This is a genomic window from Jhaorihella thermophila (assembly GCF_900108275.1).
Lineage (GTDB): Bacteria > Pseudomonadota > Alphaproteobacteria > Rhodobacterales > Rhodobacteraceae > Jhaorihella > Jhaorihella thermophila.
Genome location: NZ_FNVD01000013.1, coordinates 26,378 through 41,936 on the forward strand (window position 1 = coordinate 26,378; position 15,559 = coordinate 41,936).

The following is a 15,559-nucleotide window of genomic DNA, read 5'->3' on the forward strand; positions in this document are numbered from 1 at the left end:
GAGGATCCCATGACCACGCAATCCGGCGGCAAGACGGTTTATGGTGCGACGGTCGGCATCCTGATGCTGGAAACCCGCTTTCCGCGCATCCCCGGCGACATGGGCAACGCGCGGACATGGCCCTTTCCGGTGCAATACCGGGTGGTGCGCGGGGCCTCGCCCGACCGGGTGGTGCGCGGCGATCCGCGCGCGCTGCTGCCGGCCTTTGTCGCGGCGGGCCGCGATCTGGTGGCGATGGGCTGCGACGGGATCACCACCAATTGCGGGTTCCTGTCGCTGGTGCAGGAAGAACTGCGCGAGGCGCTCGGCGTGCCGGTGGCCACCTCGTCTCTTATGCAGGTGCCTATGGTGCAGGCGATGCTGCCGCCGGGCAAGCGCGCGGTGATCCTGACGATTTCGCGCGCAACGCTGAGCCCGGACCATCTGAAGGCCGCCGGCGTGGCGCCGGACACGCCGATCTACGGCACCGATGGCGGCTGTGCCTTCACCCGGGACATCCTGGGCGATGCGGCCGAGATCGACTTTGCCGCCTGCCGGCAGGACATGCTGGACGCCGCCGACGAGATCATGGCCGACTGCCCCGAGGCCGGCGCGATCGTGCTGGAATGCACCAACATGGTCCCCTATGCCACCGATATCCGCCGCCGCACCGGTCTGCCGGTCTGGTCGATCGAAAGCTTCGTCCATTGGTTCCAGGCCGGCCTGCTGCCGCGGCGCTTTCCGACGGAACTGGACGACCCCCGCCATTGAAACGAAAAAGGCCCCGGCCGCAATTGCCGGGGCCCTGTCCCGCGTCGTGAGTGGTGGGCGCAATCTTGCGCTTGCGGAATCCTTAACCGAATGCCCGGAGGCGCTTGATGAGGCTGGACGTGTCCCAGCGGCCGCCGCCCATCTTCTGCACATCCTTGTAGAACTGATCCACCAGCGCCGTGACCGGCAGCGAGGCACCGTTTTCGTTGGCGGTGGACAGGCAGATGCCCAGATCCTTGCGCATCCAGTCCACGGCAAAGCCGAAATCGAACTTGTCGTCGATCATGGTTTCATAGCGGTTCGACATCTGCCACGACCCGGCCGCCCCGCCCGAGATCACCTCGACCACCGCGCGGCCGTCCAGCCCCGCCTTTTCGGCAAAATGCAGCCCCTCGGACAGGCCCTGCAACAGCCCGGCGATGCAGATCTGATTGACCATTTTGGTCAGCTGGCCGGCGCCGCTCTCGCCCAGCCGCTTGATCGACCGGCCATAGGCCTGCATGACCGGCTCGACCCTTGCATAGGCCTCTTCGTCGCCGCCGCACATGATTGACAGAACGCCGTTCTCGGCCCCGGCCTGCCCGCCGGAAATGGGCGCATCCACGAAGGAAATCCCCCGCTCCCCGGCGGCGGCATAAAGCTCGCGCGTGACCTTGGCGGAAACGGTGGTGTGATCGACAAAGACCGTGCCCGCGGCCATCCCGGCAAAGGCGCCATCGTCGCCCAGGCACACCGCGCGCAGGTCGTCGTCATTGCCCACGCAGGACATGACGAAGTCTGCCCCTTCGGCCGCCCTGGCCGGGGTCGGCGCCATCGCGCCGCCATGCTCGGCCACCCATTTCTCGGCCTTGGCGGCGGTGCGGTTGTAGACGGTCACGTCATGCCCGGCTGCCTTGAGGTGCCCCGCCATCGGGTAGCCCATCACCCCAAGACCCAGAAACGCGACTTTTGCCATTTATTCGTCCCTCTAAAAAGGCGACCGAACGCCGCTTCCTTTTTTGTAGCTGGCGACAATTGGTAAGGATATCAAACCAGAAAGCAAGTCCCCGATCGGGAACAATCGGAATTAAATTTCGCCCCGGCAGGATTTCGCCGCGGGACAGGCGACCAACCCTTGGCGCGCAAAAAGAAACCGGCCCGCAGAGGGGCCGGCCAGTCAGTGCCAGCGCCCGCCGGACCCGGCGAGCGCGACGGGGAGAATTGCGTCAGATGGCGAGGTATTCGGCGCGCAGCTCGGCATTGCCCAGAACCTCGGCGGCGGAGCCGTCGAACGCCACGCTGCCGGTATCGAGGATCACCGCGCGGTCGGCCAGTTCCAGGGCCCGCACCGCGTTCTGTTCGACGATGATCGTGGTCATGCCCTGTTCCTTGATGTGGATCAGCGTCTTTTCGATCTCGTCCACGATCACCGGGGCAAGGCCTTCATAGGGTTCGTCCAGCAGCAGCACCTTGATGTCCCGCGCCAGCGCGCGGGCGATGGCCAGCATCTGCTGTTCGCCGCCCGACAGCGTCACGCCCTCCTGCTTGCGCCGCTCGCCCAGACGCGGGAACAGCTCGTAGATGCGATCCAGTTCCCACCCGATCGGCGGCGCGATCTGGGCCAGTTGGATGTTTTCCTCGACCGTCAGGCCGGGAATGATGCGCCGGTCCTCGGGCACCAGCCCCAGCCCCGCCTGCGCCGCCTCATAGCTGGTCATGCGGTGCAGCGGCTGGTGATCCAGCCAGATCTCGCCATGCGTCACCAAGGGCGAGCCGATCCGAGCGATCGACCGCAGGGTCGAAGTCTTGCCCGCACCGTTGCGGCCCAGCAGCGCGAGGATCTCGCCTTCGTGCACGTTGAAGTTCACCCCCTGCACGATGTAGCTTTCGCCGTAATAGGCGTGCATGTCCCAGACCGACAGATAGGCCGGGGCCGTTTCGGCCATGTTGGCGTTTTTGGAAAAGTCCGGTTTCACGTTCATGTCGCGGTCTCCTTACGCCGACTCGCCCAGATAGGCTTCGCGCACCTTGGGGTGGCCCTTGATGTTCTCGGGCGTGTCCTCGACCAGCGGCGTGCCCTGCGCCAGCACCGTGATCCGCTCGGCCAGAGAAAACACCACATGCATGTCGTGTTCGATGATGGCGATGGTGATGTCGCGTTCCTCCTTGATCTGCTTGAGCAGGTCGATGGTGTTGTTGGTATCCGCCCGCGCCATGCCGGCGGTCGGCTCGTCCAGCAGCAGCAGGCGCGGCTCCTGGCTCAGGCACATGGCGATTTCCAGCCGCCGCTTGTCCCCGCGCGAAAGCGAGCCGGAATGGAAATGGCGCTTGTCGGCCATGCTCATCTCTTCCAGCATGTGCTCGGCGCGTTCGATGACGTCCTTCTGGCTGCCGATGCTGGTCAGCGCGTTCAGCTCGAACGTGCCGTCGCGCTTGGCCAGGATCGGGATCATCATGTTTTCCAGCACGGTCAGATCGCCGAAGATCTCGGGCGTCTGGAACACGCGGGAAATGCCCATCTGGTTGATCTCGTAGGGGTGCCGCCCCAGCACCGACTGGCCGTCGAACATGACGCTTCCGGTGTCGGGGATCAGCTTGCCCACCAAGCAGTTCAGCAAGGTGGATTTGCCCGCGCCGTTCGGCCCGATGATGGCGTGAACCGTGTTCTCCCGAACGCTCAGGTTCACGTCGCTCAGCGCCTTGAGGCCGCCGAAGTTCTTGCTGACATTCTTGACTTCGAGAATACCCATGTCAGGCGCTCCTTCTCATTCGGCCACGTGGGGGGCGGGCTTGGGGTGATGTTCAGGGTCGCCCGAACCGCCTGCCGGTTTCTTGCCCCGGCCGCGCAGCCAGGCCGCGATCCGTTGGCCGCCTTCGACCAGGCCGCCGGGCAGGAAGATCACCACCAGCATGAACAGGATGCCCAGCGTCAGGTGCCAGCCCTTGCCGATGAAGGGGTGCACGATGAAGACCATGAAATCCTCCATCCCGTCGGGCATGAAGCTGAACCATTGGTGCAGCACGCTGTCGTTGATCTTCGAGAAGATGTTTTCGAAATACTTGATGAAGCCCGCGCCCAGCACCGGCCCGATCAGCGTCCCGGCCCCGCCGAGAATGGTCATCAGCACGACCTCGCCGCTGGCGGTCCACTGCATCCGTTCGGCGCCGGCCAGCGGGTCCATCGCCGCCATCAGGCCGCCGGCCAGCCCCGCATACATGCCCGAGATCACGAAGGCCGCCAGCGTGTAGGGCCGCGTGTTCAGCCCGGTATAGGCCATGCGCTGCTGGTTGGACTTGACCGCGCGCAGCATCAGACCGAAAGGCGACCGGAAGATGCGGATCGCCAGGTAGAAGGCGACCAGCATGAAGATCGCGCAGAAATAGTATCCCGCCGAGAAGACGAAGGACCACGGCCCGATGTCGAGCGTGTAGGCCGAACCCATCTCGAGCCCGAAGAGGTGGGTCACGTCCGGCCCGTCGCCCTTCAGGATCTGCGGGTCGTTGGAATAGACCTGCAGGCCGGTTTCGCCGTTGGTGATCGGCGTCAGCACCGAATAGGCCAGGTTGTAGGACATCTGCGCAAAGGCCAGCGTCAGGATCGAGAAGTAGATCCCCGACCGGCGCAGCGAGACGTAACCGATCAGCACGCTGAACAGCCCCGCCACGATCACCGCCAGGACGATCGCCGGCACCACGTTGTAGCTGAGCAGCTTGAACATCCACACCGCGGCGTAGGATCCCACGCCCAGAAAAGCCGCGTGGCCAAAGGACAGATACCCGGTCAGGCCAAACAGCAGGTTGAAGCCGATCGCGAAGATCCCGAAGATGACAAAGCGCTGCATCAGGTCGGGGTAGCCCGCGTTGAACTGCGCCAGCGCGCTGTCGGCGGGGAACGGGTTGAGGATGAACGGCGCCAGCACGACGAGGGCCGTCACCACGATCAGAAGGGTTGTGTCTTTCTTGTCCAGTCCGAACATGGGAATTAGTCCTCCATCACGCCTTTGCGGCCCATCAGGCCCCTCGGACGGGTGAGCAGAATGATGATCGCGACCAGGTAGATGATGATCTGGTCAATGCCGGGCAGCAGCGCCTTGACCTCGTTCATCGAGGCAAAGCTTTCGAGAATGCCCAGCAGGAAGCCCGCGGCCACCGCGCCTGGCAGGCTGCCCATGCCGCCGACCACCACCACGACGAAGCTGAGCACGAGAAAATCCATGCCCATGTGGTAGTTGGGCGAGTTGATCGGGGCGTACATCACGCCCGCCAGGCCGGCCACGGCGGCGGCGATGCCGAACATGATGGTAAAGCGGCGGTCGATGTTGATCCCCAGAAGCCCCACGGTTTCGCGGTCGGCCATGCCCGCGCGCACCACCATGCCGAAGGTGGTGAACTGCAGAAAGGCGAACACGCCGCCGATCACCAGCGCGGCAAAGCAGAAATAGACGAAGCGCCAGGCCGGGTAGACCACCGCGTTGACGTCGAGACCCACCAGCACGCCAAAGTCGATCGAGCCCTTCAGCGCGTCCGGCGCGGGCGTCGGAATCGGATTGGCGCCGAAGAAATACTTGACGATCTCCTGCATCACGATGGCCAGGCCGAAGGTCACGAGGATCTGATCGGCATGCGGACGCTTGTAGAAATGCTTGATCAGACCGCGCTCCATCGCATAGCCGACGGCCAGCATGATCGGGATGGAGAACAGGATCGCCAGCGGCACCGACCAGTCGATGATGGCATTGCCGAAGGCATCACCGAAGATGCCCTTGACGTAGGGCACATCGACCTTGAGCGGATTGCCCAGAAAGTCCTTCTGGGTTTCGTCCACGACCGTATACGAAAGGTTGAGGATCCGGTTGAGCGTGACGGCGCAGAAGGCGCCGATCATGAACAGCGCGCCGTGGGCGAAGTTCACCACGCCGAGCGTGCCGAAGATCAGCGTCAGGCCCAATGCGATCATCGCATAGGCCGAGCCCTTGTCGAGCCCGTTCAGGATTTGCAGCAGGATTGCGTCCATGAGTGTCCCACCTTCGGGTTTGCAGATGCGAGAATTCGGGTTACCGGGCGCGGTTCGGGTCACGCCGCCGGATAGAGATTGGCCGGCCGCGCGGCGCGCACGCGGCCGGCCGGTCCGGATGCGCCGTCAGGCGCCCGGGTTGCACTCGCCGAGATCGCCACCGGCGAACATCGGGTGATCCGGTGCATATTCCACCTGGGCCCGCGGCGTGATGTCCACGATCTCGAGGATGTCGAACTGGTTGGTCGGGTTCTCTTTCCCCTTCATGACCAGCACGTCCTTGAAGCACTGGTGGTCGTCGGCGCGATAGAGCGTCGGCCCGTTGCCCAGCCCGTCGAACTCGAAGCCTTCCAGCGCCTCGACCACGGCGCAGGGGTTGAACGACCCCGCCCGCGCCACGGCATCGGCATAGAGGACCGTCTGCACATAGCAGGTCTGGGCCGAGTTGGACGGCGGACGGCCATACTTTTCGCCGAACGACTTGACGAACGCCTTGGTGCCCTCGTCGGTCAGCTGCCAGTTCCAGTTCATCGAGCCATAGACGCCCTTGATCGCCTCGCCGGCACCTTCGGCCATCAGTTCCGAATAGAGCGGAACGACGATCTCGAACTGCTTGCCGTTGACCATCTTGTCACGCAGGCCGAACTGGACCGCCTGGTTGATCGAGTTGATCATGTCGCGGCCATAGTGGTTCAGGATCAGAACGTCGGCGCCCGAGTTCAGAACCGGCGTGATGTAGGACGAATAGTCGCCCACGCCGAATGGCGTGCGCTCCTTCTGCACGGTTTCCCAGCCCAGCGCCTCGGTGGCGGCCGCGATCGACTCTTCCTGGGTCCAGCCCCAGGTGTAGTCGGCGGTCAGGTGATAGGCGCGGCGGTCCTTGCCATACTGCTTGGCCAGCACCGGCGCCAGCGCGGCACCGGACATGTAGGCGTTGAAGAAGTGACGGAAGCCGTTGCGCTTCTTGTCCTTGCCAGTGGTGTCGTTGGAGTGCGTCAGACCGGCCATGAAGATGATCCCGGCGTCCTGGCACAGGCCCTGAACGGCGATGGCCACGCCCGAGGACGAGCCGCCGTTGATCATGATCACGCCGTCCTTTTCGATCATCGACTTGGCCGATGCGCGGGCGGCGTCCGACTTGGTCTGGGTGTCGCCGGTGACGAACTCGACCTTCTTGCCCAGCAGGCCGGTGCCGTCCAGCGCCTTGGAGCTGAAGGTGTTCAGCATGCCGCCGTCGCCCATGCCGTTGATGTGCTCGACGGCCAGTTCCTGGGCGCGCAGCTCGTCCATGCCTTCATCGGCATAGGGGCCGGTCTGCGGCACGTTGAAGCCGAACTTCACGGTGCTGGCGCTACCGGGATCGTTGGTAAAGGCAGACGCGCTCGAGGTGAAGATCGTCGGCAGCGCGACGCCGGCGCCGGCAACCGCACCGGTCTTCAGGACGCCGCGGCGCGTGAGATTGCTTTTGGACATCAATATCCTCCCATTGAGACTGACGCACGCGCGGCTCCTCATTCCGCGCGGTGCGGGCACGATTGTGCAAACAAAGTATGCTGCGGTTTCCGAAAATTTCGCAATAAACCCCTTGAAAAACACGATAATTCTGTAAACAATTCAACAAGCGGCCACCGAAGATTGTAAATCTTCTTATGTTGCAGTGCAGAAAGTGATTGAAATAACGTGAAAATCGGGACGAGCCGGACATGCCACGGGACACGCTGACAGGCAGCCGCATCCGCGAACGCCGCACGATCGCCGGGCTGCGGCAGGCGGATCTGGCGCGACAAGTTGGCATATCCGCCTCTTACCTGAACCTGATCGAGCACAACCGGCGCAGAATCGGCGGCAAGCTGCTGGTGGACATCGCCCGCGCGCTGGGGGTGGAGCCATCAATGCTCACCGAAGGGGCCGAGGCGGCGCTGATCTCGACCCTGCGCGAGGCGGCCGCCGACGCAGGCACCGTCAATGCCGAACTGGACCGGGCCGAGGAATTCGCCGGCCGCTTCCCCGGCTGGGCCGAGGTACTTGCTGCCGCCCATCGGCGCATTGCCTCGCTGGAACGGACGGTCGAGATCCTGTCCGACCGCCTGACCCACGATCCCCACCTGGCCGCCTCGCTGCACGAGGTGCTGTCCACCGCCGCCTCGATCCGTTCCACCGCCGCCATTCTGGCCGAAACCGACGAGCTCGAACCGGAATGGCGCGACCGGTTCCACCGCAACCTGAACGAGGACAGCCAGCGGCTGGCGGAAAGCTCCAAGGCGTTGATGACCTATCTGGACGAAAGCGATGCGGGAAAGGAACGCCGCGGCGTGCCGCAGGAAGAGGTCGAAGCCTTCTTGGCCGCCCGCAGCAACCACTTCCCCGAGCTGGAAAACGGAACCGCGACGGTCGAAAAGGTGATCGAGGCGGAATCCTCGCTGGGCTCGAAGGCCGCGCGCGCCCTGGGACGGGCGGTGCTGGACGTCTATGCTGCCGACGCCCGCGCGATGCCGCTGGGGCCGTTCCGCGAAGCATTGGACCGGCTGGGGCTCGACCCTGTGGCCTTGGCGCGGGCGTTCAACGCCGATCTTCCGGCGGTGTTCCGGCGGCTGGCGGCGATGCCAGAAGGCGTTCTGCCGCGCGGCTGCGGGCTGGTGATCTGCGATGCCTCGGGCAGCATCCTGTTCCGCAAGCAGGTCGCGGGCTTTGCCATGCCGCGTCACGGAGAATCCTGCCCGCTCTGGCCGCTTTACATCGCGCTGAGCCGCCCGCTGGTGCCGATCCGCCGCCGGGTGACCCAACTGGGAAGGGTTCGGCACGCGTTCGACTGTCTTGCCGTATCCTGGCCGATGCAGCAGCCCGATTTCGACAGCGATCCGGTGTTGCGGTCGTTCATGCTGATCCTGCCGGCCGCGGACGACCCGGGCCAGGAGGCCCAGCCCGTGGGCAGCAGCTGCCGGGTCTGCCCGCGCCGGGGATGCGGCGCCCGGCGAGAGCCGTCCATCCTGAGCGACGGCGCCTGATGCAAGGGTTTTGACACCGTGGCCGGGCCGGGGATAGTCTGCACCAAGGCAAGAATGTTGCGCCAAGGCGGACGTTCGCGCGGGGGAGGAAAAACCGAACATGAGCCGACACGTTCTGCTGGTCGAGGACGAACCCAATATCGTCGAGGCGATCCGTTTTCTGCTCAGCCGCGAAGGCTGGCAGGTAGATGTGCACTCCGAGGGGTCCGATGCGCTTGACGTCATCCGCGACAAGCGCCCGGATCTGGTGATCATGGACATCATGCTGCCGGGCAAGAGCGGCATCGACATCGTGCGCGAACTGCGCAGGATCGAGCGGTTCCGGGACCTGCCGGTTCTGATGCTGACGGCCCGCGGGCAGAGCCGCGACCGCGAGATGGCCGAAGAGGCCGGCGTCACCCGCTTCATGACCAAGCCGTTTTCGAACGCCGAGGTGCTGGCGGCGGTGCGCGATCTGCATGCGCAGGCCTCCGGGTCATGACGACCGGCCCCATCGAAGATACGCGCGCCGCGCCGCCGGTCTTTCTCGAACGCCAGAGCTATCGCCGGCGGCGCCTGCTGGACGCGGCGCGCCTGCTGCCGATCATGGGCGCGGCCCTGTTCGCGGTTCCCCTGCTCTGGCCGCGCGCGAGCGCGGTCGGTGACGGCGTGCCAACGTCTTCGGCGATCCTTTACATCTTTTCCGTCTGGGCCGGTCTGATCGTCGTCAACGCGGCATTCGGCCGGCTGACCAGGGGCATGAACCAGCCATCCGACCGGCCGGACGGAACGGATCGGGACGGAGACGCCTGATGGCGACGCTCAACCTGCTGGTGGCGGTGTCGTTGGCTTATGTGGCGCTGTTGTTCGGCGTGGCTTTCGCCGCCGACAGGCTGGCCGCAAAGGGCCGCAGCACCTGGCTCCGATCGCCCCTGATCTATACCCTGTCTCTGTCGATCTACTGCACCGCGTGGACATTCTACGGCGCCGTCGGCTATGCGGCGCGATCGGGTCTGGAGTTCGTGACCATCTACCTTGGCCCGACGCTGGTCATGGTCGGCTGGTGGTGGGGACTGCGCAAGCTGGTGCGGATCGGCCGCAGCCAGCGCGTGACCTCGATCGCCGATCTGATCTCGTCCCGCTATGGCAAGTCGAACCTGCTGGCAATCTGTGTCACCGTGCTCGCCGTGCTGGGGATCACACCTTACATATCACTTCAACTTCAGTCCATAACTCTTTCATTTTCTATATTTTTCGACGAAACCAACATGCGAGGATTCAGCGAAACCCGGCTGGTGTTGTGGATCGCCGTGGGATTGGCTGTGTTTGCCATCCTGTTCGGCACCCGCAACCTGGACGCCAATGAACGCCACCACGGGGTCGTGACGGCCGTCGCGCTCGAGGCAGTGGTCAAGCTGGTGGCGCTGCTTGCGGTCGGGATCTTCGTGGTCTGGGGTGTGGCGGGGGGCGTCGGCCCGGCGCTTGCGCGGATCGACGCCTCGCAGATCGGGCAATGGCAGGTGAATGGCGGGCGCTGGGCGGCGATCACCTTTCTGTCGGCAGCGGCCTTCGTCTGCCTGCCGCGGATGTTTCAGGTCATGGTGGTCGAAAACGATGACGAACGCCACCTGCGCACCGCGTCCTGGGCCTTTCCGCTCTACATGCTGCTCATCAGCCTGTTCGTGGTGCCGATCGCCGCGATCGGGCTGGAGCTGATGCCGAAGGGCGCGAACCCCGACCTGTTCGTGCTGACCGTGCCTTTGTCGCAAGGTCAGGACGGGCTGGCAATGCTGTCCTTCCTCGGCGGGTTCTCTTCGGCCACCTCGATGGTCATCGTCGCCGCCATGGCGCTGTCCACGATGGTGTCGAACCACCTGGTCATGCCGATCTGGCTCAGCCGCCGGGGCAGCGGCGCCTCGGTGTCCGGCGACGTGCGCCACATCGTGCTGGTGTCGCGCCGCATCGCCATCGGCGTGATCATGGCGCTGGGCTATTTCTATTTCGAGCTTTCGGGCGGCGGCTCGGCGCTGGCCTCGATCGGGCTCATCAGCTTCACCGGCATCGCCCAGATCCTGCCGGCGCTGGTGGGCGGGCTGTTCTGGCGCGGGGCCACCCGGACCGGGGCGCTGGCGGGGCTGACGGTCGGGTTCTGCCTGTGGGTCCATACGATGCTGCTGCCGGGGATCGGCAGCGAACTGATGCCGCCCTCGGTCTTCGAATCCGGCCCGTTCGGGATCGGCTGGCTGCGGCCGCAGGCGCTGTTCGGCATCGAAGGGCTGGACCCGACCGTGCATGCGGTGATGTGGAGCCTTGCGTTGAACGCCGCGGTGTTCAGCCTAGTGTCCCTGCTGACCTTCCCCAGCCCGCTGGAGCGGCTGCAGGGTGCGCAATTCGTCAATGTCTTCGACCATTCCGCCGGCCCGCGCGGCTGGACCGGCTCGGTGGCGCAAAGCGAAGACCTCATGATCATGTCCCAGCGGATCATGGGCGGGGGCGAGGCTCAGGCATTCTTTCGCGAGGAGGCGGCGCGCCAGGGCATCCATGCCGGTCTGCCCGAACCGACCCCGGCCTTTCTTGAGCGTCTCGAACGCAAGCTGGCCGGCTCGGTCGGCGCGGCCACGGCCCATGCCATGATCGGCCAGATCGTGGGCGGGTCGTCGGTATCGGTCGAGGATCTTCTGGCGGTGGCCGACGAATCCGCGCAGCTGATGGAATATTCCAGCCGGCTCGAGGCGAAATCGGCCGAACTGACCCGCACCGCCGCCAAGCTGCGCGATGCCAACGAAAAGCTCTTGCAGATCTCGCAGCAGAAGGACGCGTTTCTCAGCCAGGTCAGCCACGAATTGCGCACGCCGATGACCTCGATCCGCGCATTTTCCGAGATCCTGCGCGACACCGAGGGGCTGGCCGCCGAGGAGCAGACCCGCTATGCCGCCATCATCCACGACGAGGCGCTTCGCCTGACCCGGTTGCTGGATGATTTGCTCGACCTGAGCGTGCTGGAAAACGGCGAGGTGTCGCTGAATCTCGGCACCGGAACGCTGGCCGAGGTGCTGGACCGGGCCATCTCGACGGCGTTGTCGGGCCTGGAGCGGCCGATCGAGATCCGCCGCAGGCGGTCGGCCGAAAACATCGTCCTGCACACCGATCTGGACCGGCTGGCACAGGTGTTCATCAACCTCATTTCCAACGCCCAGAAATACTGCGATGCGCCACGGCCCGAACTGGTGATCGCGGTGCATGACCTGAAGGGGCGGATCGCGGTGGACTTCATCGACAACGGCAGCGGCGTTCCGCCCGAGGCGCAGAAGATGGTGTTCGAGAAATTCGCCCGCGTCGTCCATGACAAGGCCGGCGGCGCGGGGCTGGGGCTGGCGATCTGCCGCGAAATCATGAACCGGCTGGACGGAGAGATCGTCTATCTGGCCGACCGGACCGGCGGCGCATTCCGGGTAATCCTTCCGGCTGCGGCGGAAATGGCGGCGCAATAGGCCGCGTCAACTTCTCGGCAACCATTCCTGCGCTAGGAGTGCATGGGCAGGAACCGCAACGGCAGGGCGAAGGGAATGACAGCGGCGAAGGCTTCGGAATCGGTGCTCGCACGCAAGCTCGCGGCAGGGGGCGGGACGCAACGGGCGGCCCGGTCGCTGCTGCGCGTGCTGCGCCTGGCCGTGGCCCGCACGGCCGCGGACGAGGTCGGCGCCCCGGCCGCCGTGATCGGCGCCACAGAATACCGGGGCGCGCTAGACGAGCTTTCCGAAAACCTGCCCGAAACCGGGATGCCGGTTCTGCTGGCGGGCGACGACGGCCGGTTGGGCGGCGCCATCGTTGACGGGCAGCTCGTCTCGGCGCTGGTGCAGCAACTGACCACCGGCCAGATCCTTGCACCGTGGCCCGACAGCCGCCGCTTCACCCCCACCGACGCCGCGCTGATCGCGCCGTTTCTGGACGGGATCCTCGCCCGGCTTGTCGATCTGGTCGAGCAGGCCGAAGACCGCGATTGCGTGGCCGGGCTGCGGTGTGCCGGCATGACCGAAGACCCCGGCGGCCTGTTGCTCGCGCTCGAGGACGGCGCGTTCCGCGTTCTCGAACTCTCTCTGGACATCGGCGGAGGCGCGAGACAGGGCGGACTGGTGCTTGTGCTGTCCGAACCGGCCGGCGGGGCCGAAAGCGGCACCGCGCCGCCGCCGCACTCGCACGGGATGGAACGGAATTTCGGCGCGATCCGGGCCGAACTGACGGCCGTGATCGAACGGCTTCGGCTACCGCTTGCGCAGCTGGCGCGGATGCAACCGGGGGAATTGCTGCCGCTGGCGCGCGGCCGTCTGAACCAGACCGAACTGGTGGCGCTGGACGGGCGGGTGATCGCCACGGGCAAGCTGGGTCAGGCGGGGGGATTGCGGGCGATCCGGCTACGGCTGGCACCGGGGGGCGAGGCGGCGGCGCCGCCGGATCTCCCCGCGCGTTTCGTCGAACATCCCGGCCCGGACGAGGCCGAGCCGCAGACGCCCGCGCCGGCCGAAACCGGACCCGCGCCCGCGCCCGCGCCGCAGGAGCCCGTAGACGAAGACGGCTACCACGACCGCCTGTCGCAGATGACCCCCGATCAGGCGCTGGCCGAAATCTCCTCGCTGGCGGGATTGCCGGAGGCGGATTCCGCGCCCGCGAAGACCGGGACGGACGATGCGTCGTGACGCCTGGGACCGCCGCCGTTTCAGACGGGATTCAGCGCGACCTGCTGAAACAGCGGCAAATAGCTGTCCAGATTGTACCCGGCGGCGCGGGTCGCTGCCATGACGTCCTCGACGCTGCGCGGGCCGATCTGCCCCATCGCCCAGATCACCGAGGACCGCGTGCCGGACCGGCAATAGGCCAGAACCTTTTCGCCGCCGTTCTGGACCAGTTCGCGGTGCAAAACCGCGTTTTCGGGCGTGAGCGTCTGGTGCACCAGTTCCAGCACCTCAAAGCGCAGCCCCGCGGCCTCGGCCGCCGCGCGCATCGCTGCTGCCTGCAGGTCCGGCGTCACCTCGGCATCGGGCCGGTTGCAGATCACCGACGTGAACCCCGCTTGCGCGAGCACGGGCATGTCCGCGGGCGCGATCTGAGGCGAGACGAAATAGTTCGGGGCAAGCTGTCGAAGATCCATGCCTCACGTCCTAACCGCGCATCCGACGGCTGTCCAGTGCGGCTCCGCGCCGCAATCAGAGCACGTTGATCGGCAGCTTGAGGAACACCTTGCCATCCGGTTCCGGCGGCGGGAAATGGCCCGCGCGCATGTTCACCTGCAACGACGGAACGATCAGCCGCGGCATGCCCAGCGTGGCATCGCGTTCGTTGCGCATCCGGACGAACTCTTCCTTGCTGCGGCCGTGCCCGATATGCACGTTGCGCTCCTTTTCCTCGGCCACGGTGGTTTCCCACGCGTACTCGTCGCGCCCCGGCGCCTTGTAGTCGTGACCGACGAATATACGCGTCTCGTCCGGCAGCGACAGGATCTTCTGGATCGAGTCATAGAGCACCTCGGAAGATCCACCGGGAAAGTCGCAGCGGGCGGTGCCGAAATCCGGCATGAACAGCGTGTCGCCGACAAAGGCAGCATCGCCGATCACATAGGTGAGACACGCCGGCGTATGCCCCGGCGTGTGCAGCACGTCGCCGCGCAGCTGGCCGATGTGGAAACTGTCGCCTTCGCGGAACAGCGCGTCGAACTGGCTGCCGTCGCGCTGGAACTCGGTGCCTTCGTTGAACACCTTGCCAAAGGTTTCCTGAACCACCGTGATCCGGTCGCCGATGCCGATGCGCCCGCCCACCTTTTCCTGCAGATAGGGCGCGGCGGACAGATGGTCGGCGTGAACATGGGTTTCCAGGATCCATTCGACGGTCAGCCCTTCGGACCGGACATGGTCGATGATCCGATCCGCCGAATGCGTCGCAGTCCGCCCCGCGGCGTGGTCGAAATCCAGCACGCTGTCGATGATCGCACAGGCCCGCCCCTGCGGTTCGCGCACGACATAGGAAACCGTGTTGGTTTCTTCGTCGAAAAAGGCTGTCACATCCGGCTTCATCGAAATTCTCCATTGCAGTCGCGCCCCTTCAAATTAGCTGTTTGGAATGTGTTTTCAAGGCGCGTCTCTCGGCGATCCGCATCCGCCCGTGCGCTGGGAATTGACCTCGGTCAATGCGGCTGGTGGCGAAACCGTGCAGAATTCGAGTGAATCCGGCATGATCCTGACAGCCCGAAGGGGATTGCCCGGCGTGGCGGATCCCGGCGCGCCGTCTGCACAGCGTCATGACCGGGCCGGGGCGGAGACGGTACCGGAAAGAGGAGGAGTGCCATGACCGAACGGAACCTGCTGGATACGGCTCTGCGGCTGGAGCGGGAAATCCTTGACGCGGAACCCGACCGGCGCCTTGCGATGCAACCTGAATTTTCGCGCGTGCTCGACCGGCTCCGCATGGAGCGGGTGGAGATTCCCCGGCGGCTCTTGCAGCTCGAGGCTGAGCTTGCCGACGAGGCGATCGAGGCCAGGTTCGACAACCTGCCGCTCTGAACTGCCGGCCCCGGCCGCCCTCTGGTTCGGCCTGCCCGGCTCAGCTCAGGATGATGCCGACTACCACGAGCATCAGACCGATTGCCGACAGGAACAGCGACCCGAGATTGAGCGGCAACAGCGCCATCAGGGCCTGTTTCAGGTCTTCATCGGCCAGATTCTGCCGGCGCACGCGGTTGGCGCGGATGACGCACCAGATCAGGCCGACAAGCCCCAGCAGGGTGACGGCGGTGCCCGCCCAGATCATGATCTCGAACATCCGTGTCTCCACTGGTCAGAAT

The 15,559-nt window shown here is 65.3% G+C and carries 16 protein-coding genes; 7 read left to right on the forward strand and 9 right to left on the reverse strand.

What is annotated here, in order from left to right:
• Window positions 1-9 precede the first annotated feature (9 nt).
• Complete coding sequence (locus C4S70_RS14025) at window positions 10-750, forward strand: aspartate/glutamate racemase family protein (RefSeq protein ID WP_104008740.1); 741 nt, start codon at window positions 10-12, stop codon at window positions 748-750.
• Window positions 751-832: 82 nt separating this feature from the next.
• Here the strand turns inward: C4S70_RS14025 and C4S70_RS14030 are convergent, their stop codons facing one another.
• From C4S70_RS14030 to C4S70_RS14055, 6 genes are all read right to left on the reverse strand, one after another.
• Window positions 833-1,705, reverse strand: coding sequence for an NAD(P)-dependent oxidoreductase (locus C4S70_RS14030; protein ID WP_104008741.1), 873 nt, complete (start codon window positions 1,703-1,705; stop codon window positions 833-835).
• Window positions 1,706-1,955: 250 nt separating this feature from the next.
• Window positions 1,956-2,711, reverse strand: coding sequence for an ABC transporter ATP-binding protein (locus C4S70_RS14035; RefSeq protein ID WP_104008742.1), 756 nt, complete (start codon window positions 2,709-2,711; stop codon window positions 1,956-1,958).
• 12 nt (window positions 2,712-2,723) lie between these two features.
• Window positions 2,724-3,479, reverse strand: a complete 756-nt coding sequence (locus C4S70_RS14040) for an ABC transporter ATP-binding protein (RefSeq protein ID WP_104008743.1) — start codon at window positions 3,477-3,479, stop codon at window positions 2,724-2,726.
• Window positions 3,480-3,494: 15 nt separating this feature from the next.
• On the reverse strand, window positions 3,495-4,706 hold the full coding sequence (locus tag C4S70_RS14045; protein WP_104008744.1) for a branched-chain amino acid ABC transporter permease: 1,212 nt from the start codon (window positions 4,704-4,706) through the stop codon (window positions 3,495-3,497).
• Between the two features lie 5 nt (window positions 4,707-4,711).
• Window positions 4,712-5,743 (reverse strand): branched-chain amino acid ABC transporter permease, encoded by a 1,032-nt coding sequence (locus C4S70_RS14050; protein WP_104008745.1) that lies wholly within the window; start codon window positions 5,741-5,743, stop codon window positions 4,712-4,714.
• Between the two features lie 126 nt (window positions 5,744-5,869).
• Window positions 5,870-7,216: a substrate-binding protein gene (locus C4S70_RS14055; RefSeq protein ID WP_104008746.1), complete on the reverse strand. Its 1,347-nt coding sequence runs from the start codon at window positions 7,214-7,216 to the stop codon at window positions 5,870-5,872.
• Window positions 7,217-7,446: 230 nt separating this feature from the next.
• On the opposite strand from C4S70_RS14055, the gene C4S70_RS14060 reads away from it, so the two are divergent.
• From C4S70_RS14060 to C4S70_RS19325, 5 genes are all read left to right on the forward strand, one after another.
• Window positions 7,447-8,748, forward strand: coding sequence for a helix-turn-helix domain-containing protein (locus C4S70_RS14060; RefSeq protein WP_104008747.1), 1,302 nt, complete (start codon window positions 7,447-7,449; stop codon window positions 8,746-8,748).
• A gap of 100 nt (window positions 8,749-8,848) precedes the next feature.
• A complete protein-coding gene (locus tag C4S70_RS14065) occupies window positions 8,849-9,229 on the forward strand; it encodes a response regulator transcription factor (RefSeq protein WP_104008748.1) in 381 nt (126 codons plus the stop codon).
• Window positions 9,226-9,540, forward strand: coding sequence for a hypothetical protein (locus tag C4S70_RS14070; protein ID WP_104008749.1), 315 nt, complete (start codon window positions 9,226-9,228; stop codon window positions 9,538-9,540). The genes C4S70_RS14065 and C4S70_RS14070 overlap by 4 nt, the downstream gene beginning before the upstream one ends.
• Window positions 9,540-12,218, forward strand: coding sequence for a sensor histidine kinase (locus C4S70_RS14075; RefSeq protein ID WP_104008750.1), 2,679 nt, complete (start codon window positions 9,540-9,542; stop codon window positions 12,216-12,218). The genes C4S70_RS14070 and C4S70_RS14075 overlap by 1 nt, the downstream gene beginning before the upstream one ends.
• A 75-nt stretch (window positions 12,219-12,293) precedes the next feature.
• Window positions 12,294-13,421 (forward strand): FliM/FliN family flagellar motor switch protein, encoded by a 1,128-nt coding sequence (locus C4S70_RS19325; protein ID WP_160114881.1) that lies wholly within the window; start codon window positions 12,294-12,296, stop codon window positions 13,419-13,421.
• A 20-nt stretch (window positions 13,422-13,441) separates the two neighbouring features.
• On the opposite strand, the gene C4S70_RS14085 is transcribed toward C4S70_RS19325, so the two are convergent.
• Together C4S70_RS14085 and C4S70_RS14090 are read right to left on the reverse strand one after the other, a co-directional pair.
• Window positions 13,442-13,873, reverse strand: a complete 432-nt coding sequence (locus C4S70_RS14085) for a TIGR01244 family sulfur transferase (RefSeq protein WP_104008752.1) — start codon at window positions 13,871-13,873, stop codon at window positions 13,442-13,444.
• 55 nt (window positions 13,874-13,928) lie between these two features.
• Window positions 13,929-14,792, reverse strand: a complete 864-nt coding sequence (locus C4S70_RS14090) for an MBL fold metallo-hydrolase (RefSeq protein WP_104008753.1) — start codon at window positions 14,790-14,792, stop codon at window positions 13,929-13,931.
• A gap of 270 nt (window positions 14,793-15,062) precedes the next feature.
• Here C4S70_RS14090 and C4S70_RS14095 point away from each other — a divergent pair, with 270 nt between their 5' ends.
• Window positions 15,063-15,278: a hypothetical protein gene (locus C4S70_RS14095; RefSeq protein WP_104008754.1), complete on the forward strand. Its 216-nt coding sequence runs from the start codon at window positions 15,063-15,065 to the stop codon at window positions 15,276-15,278.
• 40 nt (window positions 15,279-15,318) lie between these two features.
• Here the strand turns inward: C4S70_RS14095 and C4S70_RS14100 are convergent, their stop codons facing one another.
• On the reverse strand, window positions 15,319-15,537 hold the full coding sequence (locus C4S70_RS14100) for a hypothetical protein (protein ID WP_104008755.1): 219 nt from the start codon (window positions 15,535-15,537) through the stop codon (window positions 15,319-15,321).
• Window positions 15,538-15,559: the final 22 nt, after the last annotated feature.

Excerpts from the sequence above, each read along its gene's own strand:
- C4S70_RS14025 (WP_104008740.1), top strand. The coding sequence starts at position 10 with ATGACCACGCAATCCGGCGGCAAGACGGTTTATGGTGCGACGGTCGGC.
- C4S70_RS14030 (WP_104008741.1), bottom strand. The coding sequence starts at position 1,705 with ATGGCAAAAGTCGCGTTTCTGGGTCTTGGGGTGATGGGCTACCCGATG.
- C4S70_RS14035 (WP_104008742.1), bottom strand. The coding sequence starts at position 2,711 with ATGAACGTGAAACCGGACTTTTCCAAAAACGCCAACATGGCCGAAACG.
- C4S70_RS14040 (WP_104008743.1), bottom strand. The coding sequence starts at position 3,479 with ATGGGTATTCTCGAAGTCAAGAATGTCAGCAAGAACTTCGGCGGCCTC.
- C4S70_RS14045 (WP_104008744.1), bottom strand. The coding sequence starts at position 4,706 with ATGTTCGGACTGGACAAGAAAGACACAACCCTTCTGATCGTGGTGACG.
- C4S70_RS14050 (WP_104008745.1), bottom strand. The coding sequence starts at position 5,743 with ATGGACGCAATCCTGCTGCAAATCCTGAACGGGCTCGACAAGGGCTCG.
- C4S70_RS14055 (WP_104008746.1), bottom strand. The coding sequence starts at position 7,216 with ATGTCCAAAAGCAATCTCACGCGCCGCGGCGTCCTGAAGACCGGTGCG.
- C4S70_RS14060 (WP_104008747.1), top strand. The coding sequence starts at position 7,447 with ATGCCACGGGACACGCTGACAGGCAGCCGCATCCGCGAACGCCGCACG.
- C4S70_RS14065 (WP_104008748.1), top strand. The coding sequence starts at position 8,849 with ATGAGCCGACACGTTCTGCTGGTCGAGGACGAACCCAATATCGTCGAG.
- C4S70_RS14070 (WP_104008749.1), top strand. The coding sequence starts at position 9,226 with ATGACGACCGGCCCCATCGAAGATACGCGCGCCGCGCCGCCGGTCTTT.
- C4S70_RS14075 (WP_104008750.1), top strand. The coding sequence starts at position 9,540 with ATGGCGACGCTCAACCTGCTGGTGGCGGTGTCGTTGGCTTATGTGGCG.
- C4S70_RS19325 (WP_160114881.1), top strand. The coding sequence starts at position 12,294 with ATGACAGCGGCGAAGGCTTCGGAATCGGTGCTCGCACGCAAGCTCGCG.
- C4S70_RS14085 (WP_104008752.1), bottom strand. The coding sequence starts at position 13,873 with ATGGATCTTCGACAGCTTGCCCCGAACTATTTCGTCTCGCCTCAGATC.
- C4S70_RS14090 (WP_104008753.1), bottom strand. The coding sequence starts at position 14,792 with ATGAAGCCGGATGTGACAGCCTTTTTCGACGAAGAAACCAACACGGTT.
- C4S70_RS14095 (WP_104008754.1), top strand. The coding sequence starts at position 15,063 with ATGACCGAACGGAACCTGCTGGATACGGCTCTGCGGCTGGAGCGGGAA.
- C4S70_RS14100 (WP_104008755.1), bottom strand. The coding sequence starts at position 15,537 with ATGTTCGAGATCATGATCTGGGCGGGCACCGCCGTCACCCTGCTGGGG.